Source organism: Sutterella massiliensis (assembly GCF_016899755.1).
GTDB lineage: Bacteria > Pseudomonadota > Gammaproteobacteria > Burkholderiales > Burkholderiaceae_F > Sutterella > Sutterella massiliensis.
Map to the genome: position 1 here is coordinate 1 of NZ_JACJJC010000018.1, position 15,604 is coordinate 15,604.

Consider the following 15,604-nt stretch of genomic DNA (forward strand, 5'->3'; position numbering starts at 1 on the left):
CGTCAGCCCCGTTTCCCTGCAAGGGGATAGAGGTGGTCAGTGCCGTTCCCAAACCCGCGGGAAGCAATCCCGCGGACGTCAAGAACGGAGCACGGTGATGGATGCAGCTCTGGTCGGAGAGAAATCTTCGTCTAACTGCGATCCGAAGATCGGGGAAGAACGAGTTGGCTTTATATGCTCAGATATTTAGGCATATTTGGGTATATATAGATAATTCATTCAGTACGGCTATTCGATCTCGGCAACTACGTGGAGGATCCGGACACGGGGCAGCCTTGGGGCGATCCGTATGGCGGTGTCTATTTTACGGGCGAGCATGTCGAAGAGCTGCTTGACGGGGTGAAAATAAAGTTCCCGGACGCGACAGACGTATGGGTTCCCGGCATACCTGTTATGGGTCTCGGCAACGGCTGGTTCCCGGACGATAGTTCGGGAACCGAGGGCAAGTACTACGTGTACGCGGAATTGGTTCACATCGAACTTCAAAACGGGTTGCTCAGTCACCAAAGTTGGCGCAACTGGGCGACGCTGATGGAGGCGGAGATAGCCGTCCTGCAGGACTTGGGGTTGAAGATCGACCGCAAGGACTGGTTCGGTCACTCCGTCTATGCGTCGGGCGAGGCGGGCGACCCCAATGTGGTTGTGAATACGACGCCCTTTTATGCACGCAACGAAAGCGGCACCGGCTGGCTCGAGGGTGTTGCCAATACAAATCCCTGGGGGATAGGTCTGCATATTTACGGCAGCTACAACGACGTCACGCAGGCGGCCGACATACTGAGTGAAGGCAGTTATGCCATAGGCGTTCGTGTGGACGGCTTCGGCAATACGCTGAGAATTCCCGCGTCCACCACGATTCGTTCCGATGGTACGGAGGGTTACGGCTTTGCCGTCACCTACGGCACGCACCATTCGATCGTTCAGCAGGGCACGGTCGCCGCCTTGGGCGAGAAGGGCGTTGCTGCCATGTTTTCTTTCGGCGACAACCTGCTCTCGAATATCACGGCGGAGCGAGGTTCATATTGGTATACGGAGTATTTGATCCCTTATGACCCGGCAGCGATCGGGTTGGACGGCGCGCTTGTGGATCGCTACGACCTCTCGGGCACGCTTGCGGGCGGGCGCGCGGCGATTTTCATCGACGACAATGCCCTCGTTCGTCAAATCAACGTGCTCAACGGTGCGCGGCTTGTCGGCGACATCGTTTCCCTTTGGGATCCGACGTATCCGTATCTCGGAACGGGCGAGACGCCTCTCTCGGAACTTGTAACGGATCTTCGGTTCGGACTCGCTGCAGGAGAAGACGGCACGGCACTGGAAACCGCCGACAGTTCGTTCTCGCTTTATTACAACGGCAATATTCACGGGTCGACCTCGGAAAGCAAAGCGCTGTTACCTGCAACCATTGAGATGAGCGTCGTGGGCGGAACGCTTTTCTACGAGGGCGATGCGTCCGTTCTGTCCGTAACGGTGAAGGAGAGCGCAACGCTTGCCGGCAACGGGGACTTCACTGTCACGGCGCTTGAAAAGGATGCGGGCGAGGGAACGCAGGAAGTCGTCGGGGGCTTTTTCCTCAACGAAGGGACGATTTCGCCTGGGATCGACGGCATCGGAACGATGACGATTCGGGGAGCTTTCGAGCAATCGGATTCCGGCGTGCTTCGCATGGAGTTCGATTCGAAGGGCAATACCGATAAACTCGTGCTTGCAGACAGCTTCAGTCTCTTTGCTGCAGCGCGAGCCAATGGAAATGCCGAAGAGCTCGGCGGCAGGCTCGTCGTTGCGCCTACGAAAGATTTTTATGCGGCCGGAACGATTTCCTTCTCGATCGAGGACATGCTCGTGGGCGCCGACATCGGTATTTCTCAAGTAGAAACGGCCGATCTCTCGACGCTTTCGCCCGTTCTCACGGGCGGCGCAACAGTGAGCGACAACGGCGAAGTCGCTTTTACGATCGATCGTAAATCGGGTGCGTACCTGGCAAACGCCGCAACGAAGAAGGGCGCAGGCGTTGCTGCCGCGTTCGAAAAGCATGCGGGCGAGGCGTCCGGCGCCATGCAGGACCTGGTTGCCGCACTCGACTTTTCCAGTCCCGACGGCAGCACCATGAGCGAAGCCTTTGAGGCGCTTGCGCCTGATTTGTACGGCCGGGCGGGAGCCGCGGCGGTGGCCGCGCAGCGCACGGTGTCGACGGCGCTTCTTTCGCGTGCGTCGGGGCTCCTCGGTGCCGAGGAGGGGGCGGCGCTTTCCGCTGAGGACGGACGGGCCTTTGCGGTGCCGCTCGGCGGTTACGCAAGCCGCAGTGCCGAAGGCTACCGTTCTCGGTATGCGGGACTCGTTGCGGGCGTCGAGAAAGCGGCGGACTTTGAGAGCGGCCGGCTCACGTTCGGCGGACACACGGCCGTTCTCACGCGCAAAGACAAGTTCCGGGCGAGCAACGGCAGCGAGGCCGAGAGCGAAGCGTTCTTCCTCGGCGTTCACGGGCGGTACGACTTCGCAGTCGTGCCCGGTCTATACGGCTTCGGCTATTGGCAGGGGAGCGTCGAGAATGCGGATATGACGCGCAACGTTCGCTTTGAAGGCTACGCCGACAGAGCCGAAGCCGACTGGACGGCGTGGGGCATGAGCCTTGCTGCGGGCCTGGGGCAAGCCTTCAAGCTCAGCGAAAACATTGCGTTCGGCCCCGTCTTTTACCTTGATTACAGCTTCTCGCATCGGCCGGACGTCACGGAATCGTCCGATCACGGTGCGGCCCTGCACGTGGAAGAAGAGACCTACGATTCGCTGCGTTCTTCGCTCGGCATTCGACTCGAGGCGACGCTGCCGGTCGGCGCAATGAAGACCCGCGCGGCGGCTTCGCTCTGGTGGAATCACGAGTTTATGGATGACTACGGAAGGACGCGTGCGGCCTTCAAGGATTGGCGCGATACGAAATTCGATTCGCTTGCGGAGAGCGGATCGCGCGATACGGGAACGGCAGCGGTGTCCTTTACGGGCTTTGTGAACGAGCGCTTCTCAACGAGTCTCGGTCTTGGAGCGGACTTCGGTGACGGCAGTCACGGCGCTTGGGGCAACGTGCGGCTCGACTGGAAGTTCTGAAGAACCGCAATCGTTCCCGGCATCCAGGCCGGTTGTCTTCGACCCCGATCTGCGGCGCTTGCCGACATGATCGGGTTCGGGGACATTTTTTTTCCCTGCTGCTCCCTTGGGTGGCAAATTGATGCTAAAAAGACGCAAGACTGCAGATCTGGCGAAGTGGCGGCATGCGGTCGTGACATAACAAAAGGGTTTTCAATGCCTCGCTCAAAGCACAGACGGTTTTCTCGAAGCAAGGAGCTTTCCAGCGCAGTACTTTCTTTCGGAGCGGTAACGCTGCTTGCGTCCGAAGTCGCACAGGCTTTCCAAAGCGTTGCGGTGGATGCGCCGAATGGGCACCCCTTCGTCGAGCTCAGTATTCTCGATGCAGGTGAAGCCGGAGAGCTGCTGCCGGAAAATTATGAAGCGAGAGCCTTGACCGACAAAGAACTCGGCGCCATTCAAACCGCTCTGTCCTACTGGGGCCGAATGCTTGAAGGCGGCCTTGCGAATAGTGCGCCTGCCGAGATCTACGTGATTGCGACGGATTCCCCCATTTTCAATGCGACAGGCGATGTGATCGGCATTCCCGACTTGGATAACCTGCCGCTCAACGCCTATTTGTCGCAGAACCGTGGAAGCGGCAAAGGAACGGCTCTGATCCGAATTTATGCAAATAGCGACGAAACCGAAGCATCGTTGTATTTCGGTTCCATGCACACGCTTCCTCAAAACGGGGAGTACGCGCATTTTAGCGCTGCCCTTGCGCATGAATTCGCGCACACATTGGGCATTATGCTGGGTCATTCCGAGGGCGACAACGCATTCGGCAGCCACTTGTCGCCTTGGGAAGCCGGTTTGCGGGATATTGAGGGAGAATCCGCAAGACCGAACATCCCGGTTGGAGTGAACGGGACAAGCGAAGGCTTCTTCGATCTCGGCGGCTATTACGAAGGCAGCGATTTTCCGGGGATGATCGGCGAATCCTACGCGGGCGTCTACTTCACGGGGGAGCACGTAGAAGAGGTGCTCGACGGGGCGCTGATCAAGTTTCCCGATGCCAGCGACAAATTCGTTCCGGGCGTACCCGTCCTCGGTTTCGAAAATCTCTATTTGTATGACGAAAACGGGAATGTGTATACAGATGCTGCTGTCGAGCTAAGCCACATCGAACTTCAAAACGGTTTGCTCAGTCACCAAAATTGGCGCAATTGGACGACGCTGATGGAGGCGGAGCTTGCTGTTATGCAGGACGTGGGATTGAAGATCGACCGCAAGGACTGGTTCGGTCACTCCGTCTATGCGTCGGGCGAGGCGGGCAACCCCAATGTGGTTGTAAATACGACGCCCTTTTATGCACGCAACGAAAGCGGCACCGGCTGGCTCGAGGGTGTTGCCAATACGAACCCTTGGGGGATAGGTCTGCATATTTACGGCAGCTACAACGACGTCACGCAGGCTGCCGACATACTGAGTGAAGGCAGTTATGCCATAGGCGTTCGTGTGGACGGCTTCGGCAACACGCTGAGAATTCCCGCGTCCACCACGATTCGTTCCGATGGTACGGAAGGCTACGGCTTTGCCGTCACCTACGGCACGCACCATTCGATCGTTCAGCAAGGCACGGTCGCAGCGATGGGCGACCAAGGTGTTGCGGCCATGTTCTCGTTCGGCGACAACGTATGCGGGAACGCCAATGAAGAACGAGGTTCGTTCTTGTACACCTCGTTTGGGTATTTGTATGATTCTGCAGCCGTCGCTCTAAACGGAGCACTTGTAGATCGCTACGATCTTTCAGGCACGCTTGCTGGCGGGCGCGCGGCGATTTTCATCGACGACAATGCCCTCGTTCGTCAAATCAACGTGCTTAACGGTGCGCGGCTTGTCGGCGATATCGTTTCTCTTTGGGATCCGACGCTTTCGAAACTCTCAACGGGCGAAACGCCTCTCTCGGAACTTGTAACGGATCTTCGGTTCGGACTCGCTGCAGGAGAAGACGGCACGGCACTGGAAACCGCCGACAGTTCGTTCTCGCTTTATTACAACGGCAATATTCACGGGTCGACCTCATCGGAAAGCAAAGCGCTGTTGCCTGCATCTATTGAGATGAGTGTCGAGGGCGGAACGCTTCTCTACGAAGGCGACGCGTCCGTTCTGTCCGTAACGGTGAAGGAGGGCGCGACGCTTGCAGGCAACGGTGACTTCACTGTCACGGCGCTCGAGAACAACGCAAATGAATCCGTTGGCGGCGTTTTTCTCAACGAAGGCACGCTTTCCCCCGGAGGCGAAGGGATCGGTTCAATAACGATTCGAGGCAGCTTCGAGCAGTCCGCTTCGGGCATTCTTCGGATGGAATTCGATTCACAGGGAAAAACCGACAAGCTGCTACTTAAAGAAAACGCCGCAGGCTTTTCGACTTTGAAGGGCGAAAAGCTCGACGGCAAGCTCGTGATTGCACCTGCGAGGGATTACTACTCGGCGGGCACGGTGTCGTTTTCACTCAAGGACATGATCGATACCGATCTTGCGCTGCCGGCGGTTGAGGCGGTCGATCTTTCGACGCTCTCGCCCGTTCTTTCGGGCGGCGCAACCGTTGGCGAAAACGGGGAAGTTGCCTTTGCAATTGAACGCCAATCGGGTGCTTACCTCACGCATGCCGCAACGAAAGCGGGCGAGGGTGTTGCCGCTGCATTCGAAAAACACGCCGGTGCGGCTTCGGGCGAGATGCGGGACTTGGTTGCCGCACTCGACTTTTCCAACCCCGACGGCAGTACGTTGAGGGGGGCTTTTGAGCGACTTTCGCCGGATCTTTACGGTCGTTCGGGTGCTGCGGCGGTGGCCGCGCAGCGTACCGTGACGACGGCACTTCTTTCGAGAACGTCGGGCTTGATCGACGCCGAGGAGGGGGCTTCACTTGCGGACGGCGACGGGCGGACCTTTGTGATTCCGCTCGGCGGCTACGCGAGCCGCAGTGCCGAGGGCTATCGCTCCCGTTATGCGGGGCTCGCTGCGGGTGTCGAAAAAGCATCGTTAGTCGGCAGCGGTAAGCTCACTTTCGGCGGACACACGGCCGTTCTCACACGAAAAGACAAGTTCCGTGCGAGCAACGGCAGCGAAACCGAATCCGAAACGTTCTTTCTCGGCGTGCACGGGCGCTACGACTTCGCTGCCGTACCGGGGCTCTACGGTTTCGGTTACTGGCAGGGGAGCGTCGAGAATGCGGATATGACGCGCAACGTTCGCTTTGAAGGCTACGCCGACAGAGCCGAAGCCGACTGGACGGCGTGGGGCATGAGCCTTGCTGCGGGCCTGGGACAAGCCTTCAAGCTCAGCGAAAACATTGCGTTCGGCCCCGTCCTTTACCTTGATTACAGCTTCTCGCATCGGCCGGACGTCACGGAATCATCCGATCACGGTGCGGCCCTGCACGTGGAAGAAGAGACCTACGATTCGCTGCGTTCTTCGCTCGGCGTTCGACTCGAGGCGACGCTGCCGGTCGGCGCAATGAAGACCCGCGCGGCGGCTTCGCTCTGGTGGAATCACGAGTTTATGGATGACTACGGAAGGACGCGTGCGGCCTTCGAGGATTGGCGCGATACGAAATTCGATTCGCTTGCGGAGAGCGGATCGCGCGATACGGGGACTGCTGCGGTGTCCTTTACGGGCTTTGTGAACGAGCGCTTCTCAACGAGTCTCGGTCTTGGAGCGGACTTCGGTGACGGCAGTCACGGCGCTTGGGGCAACATGCGGCTTGATTGGAAATTCTGACGAAACGAAGCTGACCCTTGTGACAACGAACGGTAGCGTGGGTTGCGTATGGAAGTGCTGCATGCAGCGCTTCCAGTCCGCGCAATTCCGTACGAACTTCAATTGTTGCCGGAAACAGAATAGCAACTGGAAAATCGGGTAAAAAAGCCTTAAAAATAACTCAACATAATAGTCGTTATGTTGAATGTTTGGAATTCGGCAAAACGAACGGCCATTTTTCCTTCATTGTCCGATGACACTAAGGTTCGTATAAAAAGACGACAAATTGCCGTTCGATTCAACGCAACCAGAAGCGGCTGCAAAGCGTTCGTCGAACGCCGTCAGCCGCTATTGATGCATTGCGCGCTTGCGTGCGCTTCTCGATCAGGCCTTCGCTTCGCGGGCCTTGAGCCAATGCTTGCTGAAAGTGTTCTGCGCGGTTTCTAAGTTCCCGCGGTGCCCGTATATCGTGCAGGCAGCGAGCGCCTTTTCTAGCTCGGCGAATTCTTCGTCCGTGAGTTCGACGTTCCAAGCACCGAGGTTTTCGAGAATTCGCTCGCGATTCTTCGACCCCGGGATCGGCACGACGTGCGGATACTTCTTGAGCATCCACGCGAGCGAAATCTGGGCGTTCGTAGCATGCTTGGCTTCGGCAAAGCCGCCGATCATGTCAAGAATCGGCTTGTTCGCGACGAGGTTTTCCTTCGAGAGCTGCGGGACGAATTTGCGCACATCATCGCCCTCGAACTTCGTCTCGGTTGTGACCTTGCCCGACAAGAAGCCGCTCGCGATCGGCGAAAAAGGCACAACGCCGATGTTGTTGGCTTCGCAGAACGGGATGATTTCCTTCTCAAGATCGCGCTCAATCATCGAATAGATGCTCTGCACGGCAGTAACCGGCGTAACGTTGTGTGCCCGTTCAAGCAATTCGAGCGAAACCTGTGAGAGCCCCCAGCCGCGAACAACACCCTCCTCGATCAGCCGGCCGATTGCACCAGCCACATCTTCAACAGGAATGTTTTCGTTGATGCGATGCAGATAGTAAAGGTCGACGTAGTCCGTGCGCAGGCGCTTGAGCGACGCGCTGAGATGCGTGCGGATCACCTTCTCGACGTCGTTCGAGGCGGCCACTTCGTCGTCGGGAAGGAAGAACTTTGTCGCGAGCACGACATTTTTGCGGAACGGTTCAAGCGCTTCGCCAACCATCTCTTCGTTGTGGCCGAGATAGAACATTTCTCGGCCGTACACTTCTGCCGTGTCGAAGAACGTGCAGCCAAAGTCGGCGGCGGCGCGGATGGCTTCAATGGTATAGCTGCGCTCGGGTGTCGCACCGTAGCCGTGCGAAAAGCCCATGCAGCCCATGCCGACGGGCGTGACTTCAAGATCGCGGAGCTTTCTCTTTTGCATGATGTTGAGTCCTTGATGCAAATGCGGACAAGCAGAACGAATACGTACAGGCAAAGACAACGCGGATTCGCTTCGGCTGCTTGCAAGGATTCTACGAGTGAAAAATCCCGCCGCGCCCTATTGCAGAGCGATAGGGCAGGATCAGGCAAAAAGAGAAAAGAAACGGGCACGGTCGAAGCGACCGCGCTGCGAGCGATTCTGGGCGGAAACAACGGCTTTGAGCGATGCCCGTTAAAAAAGGGAAGGAGACCGTGCGTCCTCTCCTCTCTTCTCAATGCCCGCGATTGAACGCCCTATTCTGTTTCCTCAGCTTCAAGGTTGTCGTCGACAGGCGTTTTCTCGACTTTGCGGATGCCGGCGGCGTCCTTCCAGGCAGCGATCCAGCCGTCGAGCATGACGGTGTCATCAAGATCGGCTTCGAGCCGCCAAGCACCGTCAGGAAGCTGCTTGAGGGTTTGCGTCTTGTTGAACGGCGTTTCGGCCATGTTTTTCGCCGTCGTCATGTTCGTGAATTCGAGCGTGAGATGGATTTTGCGGCCGTTGCTGTAGTTGAAGTGTCGTTCGGCGACGTACTTGTCGAGCGTGAAGTCCTTCGGGCGCACGGCAGGGAAGTCGAGCACATGCGCAGTCAACATGCGGTGAAGCGCAAGGTGGCGGATGTTGTCGTATCCGTCGAACTGGCAGACAAGATAAAGACGCTGATCCTGCTGCACGAGGCCAAGCGGCGAAACGATGCCGACCGTCTTCTGACCGATCGAGTTCACATATTCGATCTCAAGCTTCGATTCACGGTAAAGGCCTTCGCTTACGGCGTCAAAGATGCGGGGCAGGATCTTGGGCGGCAGCATTGGAACCGCTCCCGAGACAAAAGCGACCTTTTTAAGCCACGCATTCATGCGGGTCGTCGAGCCGCTTTCTTTCAGCGTCGTTCGGGCTGTTTCAAAAAGGGGCGAAAGCGAACGCATGAGAGGCGCGGGCAACTGATAGCGCAAATGCTCTTCTGAGAGGCGAAGCAAAAGGCTCTCCTGCGGGCGCAAGTGCGTTGCCGCCAAGTCGAGCGTCGGCAGGCGCTGCTTATAGCCGTAGGGCTTCGAGCGCATATCACACTCGACGCAAAGTTCGTCCCATTCGCAGATATTCTTGAGAAGCCGCTGCAGCCGACGCGTTGAAATCTCGATTCCGGCCTCCTCAAGGCTCGCTGCGAGCTCGGGCGTGGAAATCCAGCGGTTTCGGGGAATGCGCTTAAGGATTGCGATGACGACAAAGGCTTCACGCATTGCAGATTCAACGATGGGCATCTCGGACTCCGTGAAAACCTTTTCATTTTACGGAGCTCAAGGCGAAGAGATACGTGAAAACTGCAGAAAATCCATGCGAGGCGGCGATCGTGCCGGCGCGAGCCGATCAGAAGAATGTCAAGCGATCAGTTCGCGACGGTTTCCGTCCCGAAGCGCTTTACGACCGACCAGATAAGGCCAATGCCAAACCCGACAAAAAGTACGCCAGCAAGTCCGTCGATCCAGCGGCAGAGACGGCGGTAGCCGCGGCGAAGGGGCTCAAGACCAAAGATGAGCGCGACGACACCGAACCATAGGAAGGTTTCAAGAATCACCATCGCAAAGATCGTTGTGCGAACAACATCGCTCGTGTCGGGCGTGACGAGGCCCGAGAAGATGCTCGCAAAGTAAATGACGACTTTGGGGTTGGCGAGGTTCGTGAGAAGACCGAAAAGGAACGGGTGACGCATGGTCTTTACGCCCTTCGCTTCTTCCTGGCCGGCTGCGCCTTTTTCGGCTGAGGCACCCGACGTCTGCGCCGGGGTCGAGAGGCCGCTTTTAAGGAGCTGATAGCCCATCCAAATGAGGTAAAGGCCGCCCGCGACCGTGATGAAGCTTTGCAGCCACGGCACGGTATGGAAGATGACCTGCAGGCCCAAAATCGAAAGTCCCGCCCAGAAGACGACGCCCGCCGTAATGCCGAGAACGCCGAGCATCGCCCTGCTTCTCGACTGGCTCACGGCCGTGCGGGTGACGAAAAGAAAGTCCGGGCCAGGCGACATGAGCGCAAGCAGATGCACAACGGCGATGGTGGCGAAAAGTGCTGACATGACAATGATCTTCCGAAGTTAAACGACGAAACCCATCGATCTTATGCCCGAGGCAAAAGTACGGGCAATGAGCGGCAATTCGATTGGGCGCAGCAAATTGCGGCAAATGAAGCGCTCTAAGACGTAAGTCTCAAGTGGCTGCATTCCTCGTGAAAACGAGGAAAAGAAAAGAGCCTTCCCTCGCCCGAGGAAAGGCTCTTCGAATTTGGTCCAACCGGATATCAACCTATCAATCGGGTGAAGTCCTCGGAGTAGCTAATTCCTTGCAACTTCGCGATCCTCACTTCCCGCTAGCATCGAAAGATCGGATCCACCGATGTCGGGCCGATATTGTCGGCCGACTCTACTTCAGCAATTAGAAGTAGTGAGCCATACCGATGTTGAACTGGAACATCGACGGATCGTTGTCCTTAAAGGCGTCAGCATTGCCGGAGAATTCCCAGCTGTCCTTCATGTAGCCGCCGCCGGCGTAAACAACCGTACGCTTCGAGAGGTTGTAGTCGTAACCGACGCCAACCATCCAGCGCGTGAAGTCGATGGTGCCGAATTCGTTGAAGACATCGTTGTGATCACCCATCGCACTGCGATCGGAGTCGGCATCGAGATAGCCGACCATGCCGTGGAACTTGCCGCCGAAGGCGGGCACGTCCGCACCGAGAGCGATGGCGTAGCCATCAAAGTACATGAAGGACATGGCATCGGCGACATTGATCTTGCCTGTACCATCGGGAACCGCACTGTTATGGAGACCAGAATTAACATCGCGGTCGTAGATGTCGCCGAGCGTGCTGATGTTGCCGTCCTTGAAGTAAGCAGCGGACAGGTAGGGCTTCACGAAGCCGAAGTCATAGGAACCGCCGATGATGACGCGAACCGTGTCCTTGACGTCCACGCCCGGGATGGCCATATCCTTCCCGTCGACTTCGAGTTCGGGGTTGCTCTTCTTGTTGATGCTGTCCACAACCGCAGCAAGGCTCAGGCCGCCGTTGTTGTAGGTGGCGCCGATGCCGTAGTAGCGGTTCGAGCTGGACTTGTTTTCGTCGCCGGAGCCGTCGCCGAAGGAGTACTGGGCATAGACCTTGAAGCCGGCCATTTCAGGCGTGGCAAGGGTCAGCATGTTGCTGAAGCGGCTCGAGTAGCCGGCACCCCAGAGGAGGTGCTGGTTGCCGACGTCGCCCCAGCCCGTACCGAACGGCGTGAAGCCGCCGCCGATACCGTAGGAGCCCGCATCAAGGGCGAGGATGCCGACGCGGCCGAGGCCGATTTCGCCGTAGTTCGTGATGACCTTGAGCGTAGCTTCACGGTCGAAGATGGAACCGTCGGAGTTGAGCGTGCCGTCGTCGCCGTTGAAGCCGTTTTCAAGAACGAAACCAACCTTGGCGCCGTTACCGAGTTCTTCCGTGCCCTTCAGGCCGAAACGGTTGCCCGTGTAGGTACCGGAGCTCATTTCAAAGGAGTTGACGTCGTCTTCATGAGCAACGTCAGCGTCCTGATTCGTATAGCTCAGGCCCATATCGATACGGCCGTAGAGCGTAACGTCCGCAGCGATGGCGGAACCGGCAAAAGCGCTGAGAACAGCAAGAGCAGCAAGAGTCTTCTTCATTTTTGATCCTCTGATCAAGTTGCCGCGGCTGCTTGGGTCGCGGCGGAAAAACAATTTGTTTTCGACTGTGCACGCCGCCGAAAACGCGGAGGAATTGCACGATTGTCGAAAGGGCAATTTCTCCGCTCGTTGCAATTCAGTTGAAAAGATAAGGGGCGGCAGGAAACTCGAACCGCGGGAAAACCCAAACACATATTGATAATCGGTATGCCTATTAGTGGTTATTTTTTCCTTTTGCTGTTGGCAAAAACAGTTGACCTCGCTCTTGTTCCTTACTCATTCAGACAATGACAGCAGAGAAGCTCGTTAAATTTTGAACTGTAAACGAGCGATACATCTTGAAACAGTACCTCTCCTCGGGAAACCACGGAATGCGTGAAAAGTTGTTGCTTTTTCGCATCATGCGCCCCCTACTTCATCCGGGGCAAGAAAGAAAAAAAGCCCTCCCGAGAGTCGGAAGGGCTCGCATGACCGGTTGGGCCGCAGGAGAACGGATTCAGCGTATGTCGGTCTGAAGAGGCAGGGCTAGCTACTTCCCTTTTCTTCGTGATCTTTGCTTCCCGCTAGCATTGAAAGCGCCGATCAACCGAGCTTGCAGATTGTTGTTCTCCGGCAACGGCAGCTATCAGAACTTGTGCATCATGCCAAGAGCGGCCTGGAACATCGACGGATCGGCATCGATCGCGCGCTTCTGTTCCCAGCTGTCGCGGGCGTAGCCGAGGTCGGCGTAGACAGTGGTGCGCTTCGAGAGGCTGTATTCGTAGCCGAGGCCGGCGAACCAGCGCGTGAGTTCGATTTCTTCGACGAGCTTGCCGTTGGCATTGCGGTCCGCTTCGGCATCGAGGTAGCCGACATTGCCGTAGAAATTGCCGCCGAAAGCCGGGACCTTGGCGCCGGCGACAACGCCGTAGCCGTCAAAGTAGTTGGAGCCGACCTTCTCGAGGCTCTTGTTTTCGGCCATCATGCCGGCGATGTCGCCCACGGCGGCATCCTTGATGTAGGCGGCGGAGAGATAGGGTTTGACGGCGCCGAAGTCGTAGGAGCCGCCGACGACGACGCGGAGGGCATCCTTGAAGTCCTTCTTGGCGCCCGCGGCGTGAGCCGTGCTGCGGTTCATGCTGTCGACAACGGCAGCGAGGCTGAGCTGGCCGACGTCATACGTCATGCCAAGGCCGTAGTAGCGATCGGCGGACGACTTGCCTTCGACGTGGTTGAGCTTGTCGTCGTCCTTGTAGGTGTTGGCGCCGAAGGAGTACTGCGCGTAGACCTTCACGCCGGCGAAATCGGGCGTGACGTACGTGATCATGTTGTCAAGACGCGAAGCGTAGCCTGCACCCCAGACGCCGTTCTGACCGCCGACTTCGCCCCAGCCCGTGCCGAGCGCGGAGAAGTAGCCGCCGATGCCGTAGGTGTTGGCATCGTTGAGAAGAATCGACGTGCGGCCGAAACCGAGTTCACCGAAGCTGCCCATCACGCGGAGAATGGCTTCGCGGTCGAAGAGCTTGCCGTCGACGTTGAAGGAGCCGTCATCGGCGTTGAGGCCGTTTTCGAGCACAAAGCCCACCTTAAGGCCGTTGCCGAGGTCTTCCGTGCCCTTGAGGCCGAAGCGCGAGCTCGAGTAGTTGCCCGAGGCCATTTCGAGCGTGTTGACGGCGTCCTTGTGCGCCTGGTCGCCGTCGGCGTGCGTGTAGCGCAGGCCGAGGTCAACCTGACCGTAAAGGGTGACGTCGGCAGCGAAAGCGGCGCCGGCGAAGGTGCTGAGAACAGCAAGAGCAGCAAGGGTCTTTTTCATTTGAGAACCTGTAATCGCAATTGGTGCGGCGAGAGCCGCAGCGTGTGTTTCGGAGATCGGATGCCGACATGTGCACGATGTCGGCAACGATCAGGGAATCGCTTTTCTTAGAACTTTTTCTGCGTTCCGTGCAATTCGTCGCTAACAATACGTATTAACTGCTCCACTAGAGTACGGGATAACGTTAATCCATTTGGCTATTCCTTTAAAAATCAATAAGATAGATGTTCGGGTTAACGAGAATTCTCTCGGTAAACGATATGGGGTTGAGCAATAGCTTCCAACTCGTTGATTTTTCGGTAAGTACAAAGTGCGTAAACGCAACAGTTTCCGAAGTTCGAGCGCCGAGCGATCGGCAATTTGCCAGAAAGGCTGCCTTTTTGACCGCTTTCGGTGCTTTGGAAGGGGTTCTTGGTAGCGTGTGCCAATTGGGAATGTGTTTTGATTAATTGGCTCTATTGGGGTTTCCCCGCCCTATTCCTTGTTCTCTTCGTCCCTAAATGGCACGAGGCGGCGAAAAAAAGCGAGCGAATCCGCGCGGATTCGTTCGCTTTGTTGGTCATTTGAGCGGCGTGTGTGCAATGGAAAGCGCGTTTTTGCGCGCCCTCCTCTATACGGTCTTCGTGCCCCCGACGTTTACTTCTGAGCGTTATTTGCTGCCGTGAGGCGTGCCGCTTCCTTGAGGTGGCGGTCGATGAGATGGCGGCGGAAGTCCGCGACCGACTGCACGAGAAGCGCCTGGGCGTATGCGCAGAGCGACTCGGTCAGCATGATGGCGATCGAAAAGGTGCCGGCGTCTGCGCCGGTGCCGAAGATCGAAGGCTGCGTGTAGAAGAAAAGAAGCGAAGCAATCGTATAGAACCAGCTGCGGAACCAGAATTTGCGAAAGCGCATTTCGCTTTCGGAGAGCTCGCCTCGGTGCAGAATGGCGATCGTTTTCCCAATCGGCACTGCCTGGCGGACCCGTTTATCGGTTTCGGCGAGCGTCTTGAGACCTTCGGCCATTTCGGGCGAGATGGCGTCTTTCTTCGAGAACCGCACCATCTTGAGCGGCCAGAAAAGACGCAGAAGCTGGAAACCCAGGTAGAGATTCGCGCCTGCAAAGACGACGGCGGCAAAGACGGTTTCGTAGTCGAACTGCATGGTGTGTAAATCAGCATTGAGAGGCGGCCGCCATTATAGGGACGTGCGCCCTTGAATTCACTCGAAGTACGGCTCTCGCGGTACGATGCTTGAGCCAGTGAATAACAAGAACCGCCTCATGACGGATCGATACCAAGAGAAGGACCGAATTTATGTCTGAAGCAGCTACCCCGCGCGTACTCGTCGCCTACTTTTCGCATGCCGGCGAAAACTGGGTGTCGGGCGGCGTGCGCTACATCGAGGTCGGCAACACGAAGCGTCTTGCCGAGACGATCGCCAACAAACTTGAATCGCGCGGACATCGCGTCGATCGCTACGAAATCAAGGCGAGCGATCCTTACAGCGTCAAGTATGAAGAGACGACGAAGCGCGCCGAAGCGGAAACCGACGCGGATGCGCGCCCCGGGATCGTTCTGCCCGTACCCGACGCCTCGAAGTACGACGTGCTTTTCCTCGGCTACCCGATGTGGTGCGGCAAGATGCCGCGCGTCGTGATGACCTTCCTCGAGACCGTCAAGTTCGGTGCGATTGCCGTCTGGCCCTTTACGACGCACGAGGGCGGCGGCATCAACCAGAGCGAACGAGAAGTACTGAAGGCAGCGCCCGAAGCGGACGTGAAGCCCGGGTTTGCGATGATCGGCTCGAACGTCGAGCACCCCGGTGAGCCGCTCGAACATTGGCTCAACGCCTTCGACGCCGGCAGCCGAGAAGACCGATAAGGCTTAAATTT

10 protein-coding genes are annotated in these 15,604 nt (G+C 57.3%); 3 read left to right on the plus strand and 7 right to left on the minus strand.

What is annotated here, in order from left to right; genetic code table 11:
- Positions 1-249 precede the first annotated feature (249 nt).
- Positions 250-3,099: an autotransporter domain-containing protein gene (locus H6A60_RS13945; protein ID WP_205104014.1), complete on the plus strand. Its 2,850-nt coding sequence runs from the start codon at positions 250-252 to the stop codon at positions 3,097-3,099.
- Positions 3,100-3,303: 204 nt separating this feature from the next.
- Here H6A60_RS13945 and H6A60_RS09680 read toward each other — a convergent pair whose 3' ends face one another.
- The gene (locus tag H6A60_RS09680; RefSeq protein WP_205104016.1) at positions 3,304-3,912 is read right to left on the minus strand and encodes a hypothetical protein; all 609 of its coding nucleotides are present in this window, start codon (positions 3,910-3,912) and stop codon (positions 3,304-3,306) included.
- A gap of 69 nt (positions 3,913-3,981) precedes the next feature.
- Here H6A60_RS09680 and H6A60_RS13950 point away from each other — a divergent pair, with 69 nt between their 5' ends.
- Entirely contained in the window at positions 3,982-6,843 is a 2,862-nt protein-coding gene (locus tag H6A60_RS13950) for an autotransporter domain-containing protein (protein ID WP_205104022.1), read from the plus strand.
- Positions 6,844-7,206: 363 nt separating this feature from the next.
- Here H6A60_RS13950 and H6A60_RS09690 read toward each other — a convergent pair whose 3' ends face one another.
- From H6A60_RS09690 to H6A60_RS09715, 6 genes are all read right to left on the minus strand, one after another.
- The gene (locus H6A60_RS09690; protein WP_205104025.1) at positions 7,207-8,229 is read right to left on the minus strand and encodes an aldo/keto reductase; all 1,023 of its coding nucleotides are present in this window, start codon (positions 8,227-8,229) and stop codon (positions 7,207-7,209) included.
- 293 nt (positions 8,230-8,522) lie between these two features.
- Positions 8,523-9,527, minus strand: coding sequence for a helix-turn-helix transcriptional regulator (locus tag H6A60_RS09695; protein WP_205104027.1), 1,005 nt, complete (start codon positions 9,525-9,527; stop codon positions 8,523-8,525).
- Positions 9,528-9,652: 125 nt separating this feature from the next.
- The gene (locus H6A60_RS09700) at positions 9,653-10,336 is read right to left on the minus strand and encodes a LysE family transporter (RefSeq protein WP_205104029.1); all 684 of its coding nucleotides are present in this window, start codon (positions 10,334-10,336) and stop codon (positions 9,653-9,655) included.
- A gap of 355 nt (positions 10,337-10,691) precedes the next feature.
- Positions 10,692-11,939 (minus strand): porin, encoded by a 1,248-nt coding sequence (locus H6A60_RS09705; RefSeq protein ID WP_205104031.1) that lies wholly within the window; start codon positions 11,937-11,939, stop codon positions 10,692-10,694.
- A 625-nt stretch (positions 11,940-12,564) separates the two neighbouring features.
- Positions 12,565-13,731, minus strand: a complete 1,167-nt coding sequence (locus H6A60_RS09710; protein ID WP_205104033.1) for a porin — start codon at positions 13,729-13,731, stop codon at positions 12,565-12,567.
- A 636-nt stretch (positions 13,732-14,367) separates the two neighbouring features.
- Positions 14,368-14,874 carry a hypothetical protein gene (locus H6A60_RS09715; protein ID WP_205104035.1) on the minus strand — a complete coding sequence of 169 codons (507 nt, stop codon included), beginning with the start codon at positions 14,872-14,874 and terminating at the stop codon, positions 14,368-14,370.
- A gap of 152 nt (positions 14,875-15,026) precedes the next feature.
- Here H6A60_RS09715 and H6A60_RS09720 point away from each other — a divergent pair, with 152 nt between their 5' ends.
- Positions 15,027-15,593 carry a flavodoxin gene (locus tag H6A60_RS09720; RefSeq protein ID WP_205104037.1) on the plus strand — a complete coding sequence of 189 codons (567 nt, stop codon included), beginning with the start codon at positions 15,027-15,029 and terminating at the stop codon, positions 15,591-15,593.
- Positions 15,594-15,604 lie beyond the last annotated feature (11 nt).

Coding starts and splice junctions, on each gene's coding strand:
- H6A60_RS09695 (WP_205104027.1), bottom strand. CDS start 9,527: ATGCCCATCGTTGAATCTGCAATGCGTGAAGCCTTTGTCGTCATCGCA.
- H6A60_RS09705 (WP_205104031.1), bottom strand. CDS start 11,939: ATGAAGAAGACTCTTGCTGCTCTTGCTGTTCTCAGCGCTTTTGCCGGT.
- H6A60_RS09710 (WP_205104033.1), bottom strand. CDS start 13,731: ATGAAAAAGACCCTTGCTGCTCTTGCTGTTCTCAGCACCTTCGCCGGC.
- H6A60_RS09715 (WP_205104035.1), bottom strand. CDS start 14,874: ATGCAGTTCGACTACGAAACCGTCTTTGCCGCCGTCGTCTTTGCAGGC.
- H6A60_RS09720 (WP_205104037.1), top strand. CDS start 15,027: ATGTCTGAAGCAGCTACCCCGCGCGTACTCGTCGCCTACTTTTCGCAT.
- H6A60_RS09700 (WP_205104029.1), bottom strand. CDS start 10,336: ATGTCAGCACTTTTCGCCACCATCGCCGTTGTGCATCTGCTTGCGCTC.
- H6A60_RS09690 (WP_205104025.1), bottom strand. CDS start 8,229: ATGCAAAAGAGAAAGCTCCGCGATCTTGAAGTCACGCCCGTCGGCATG.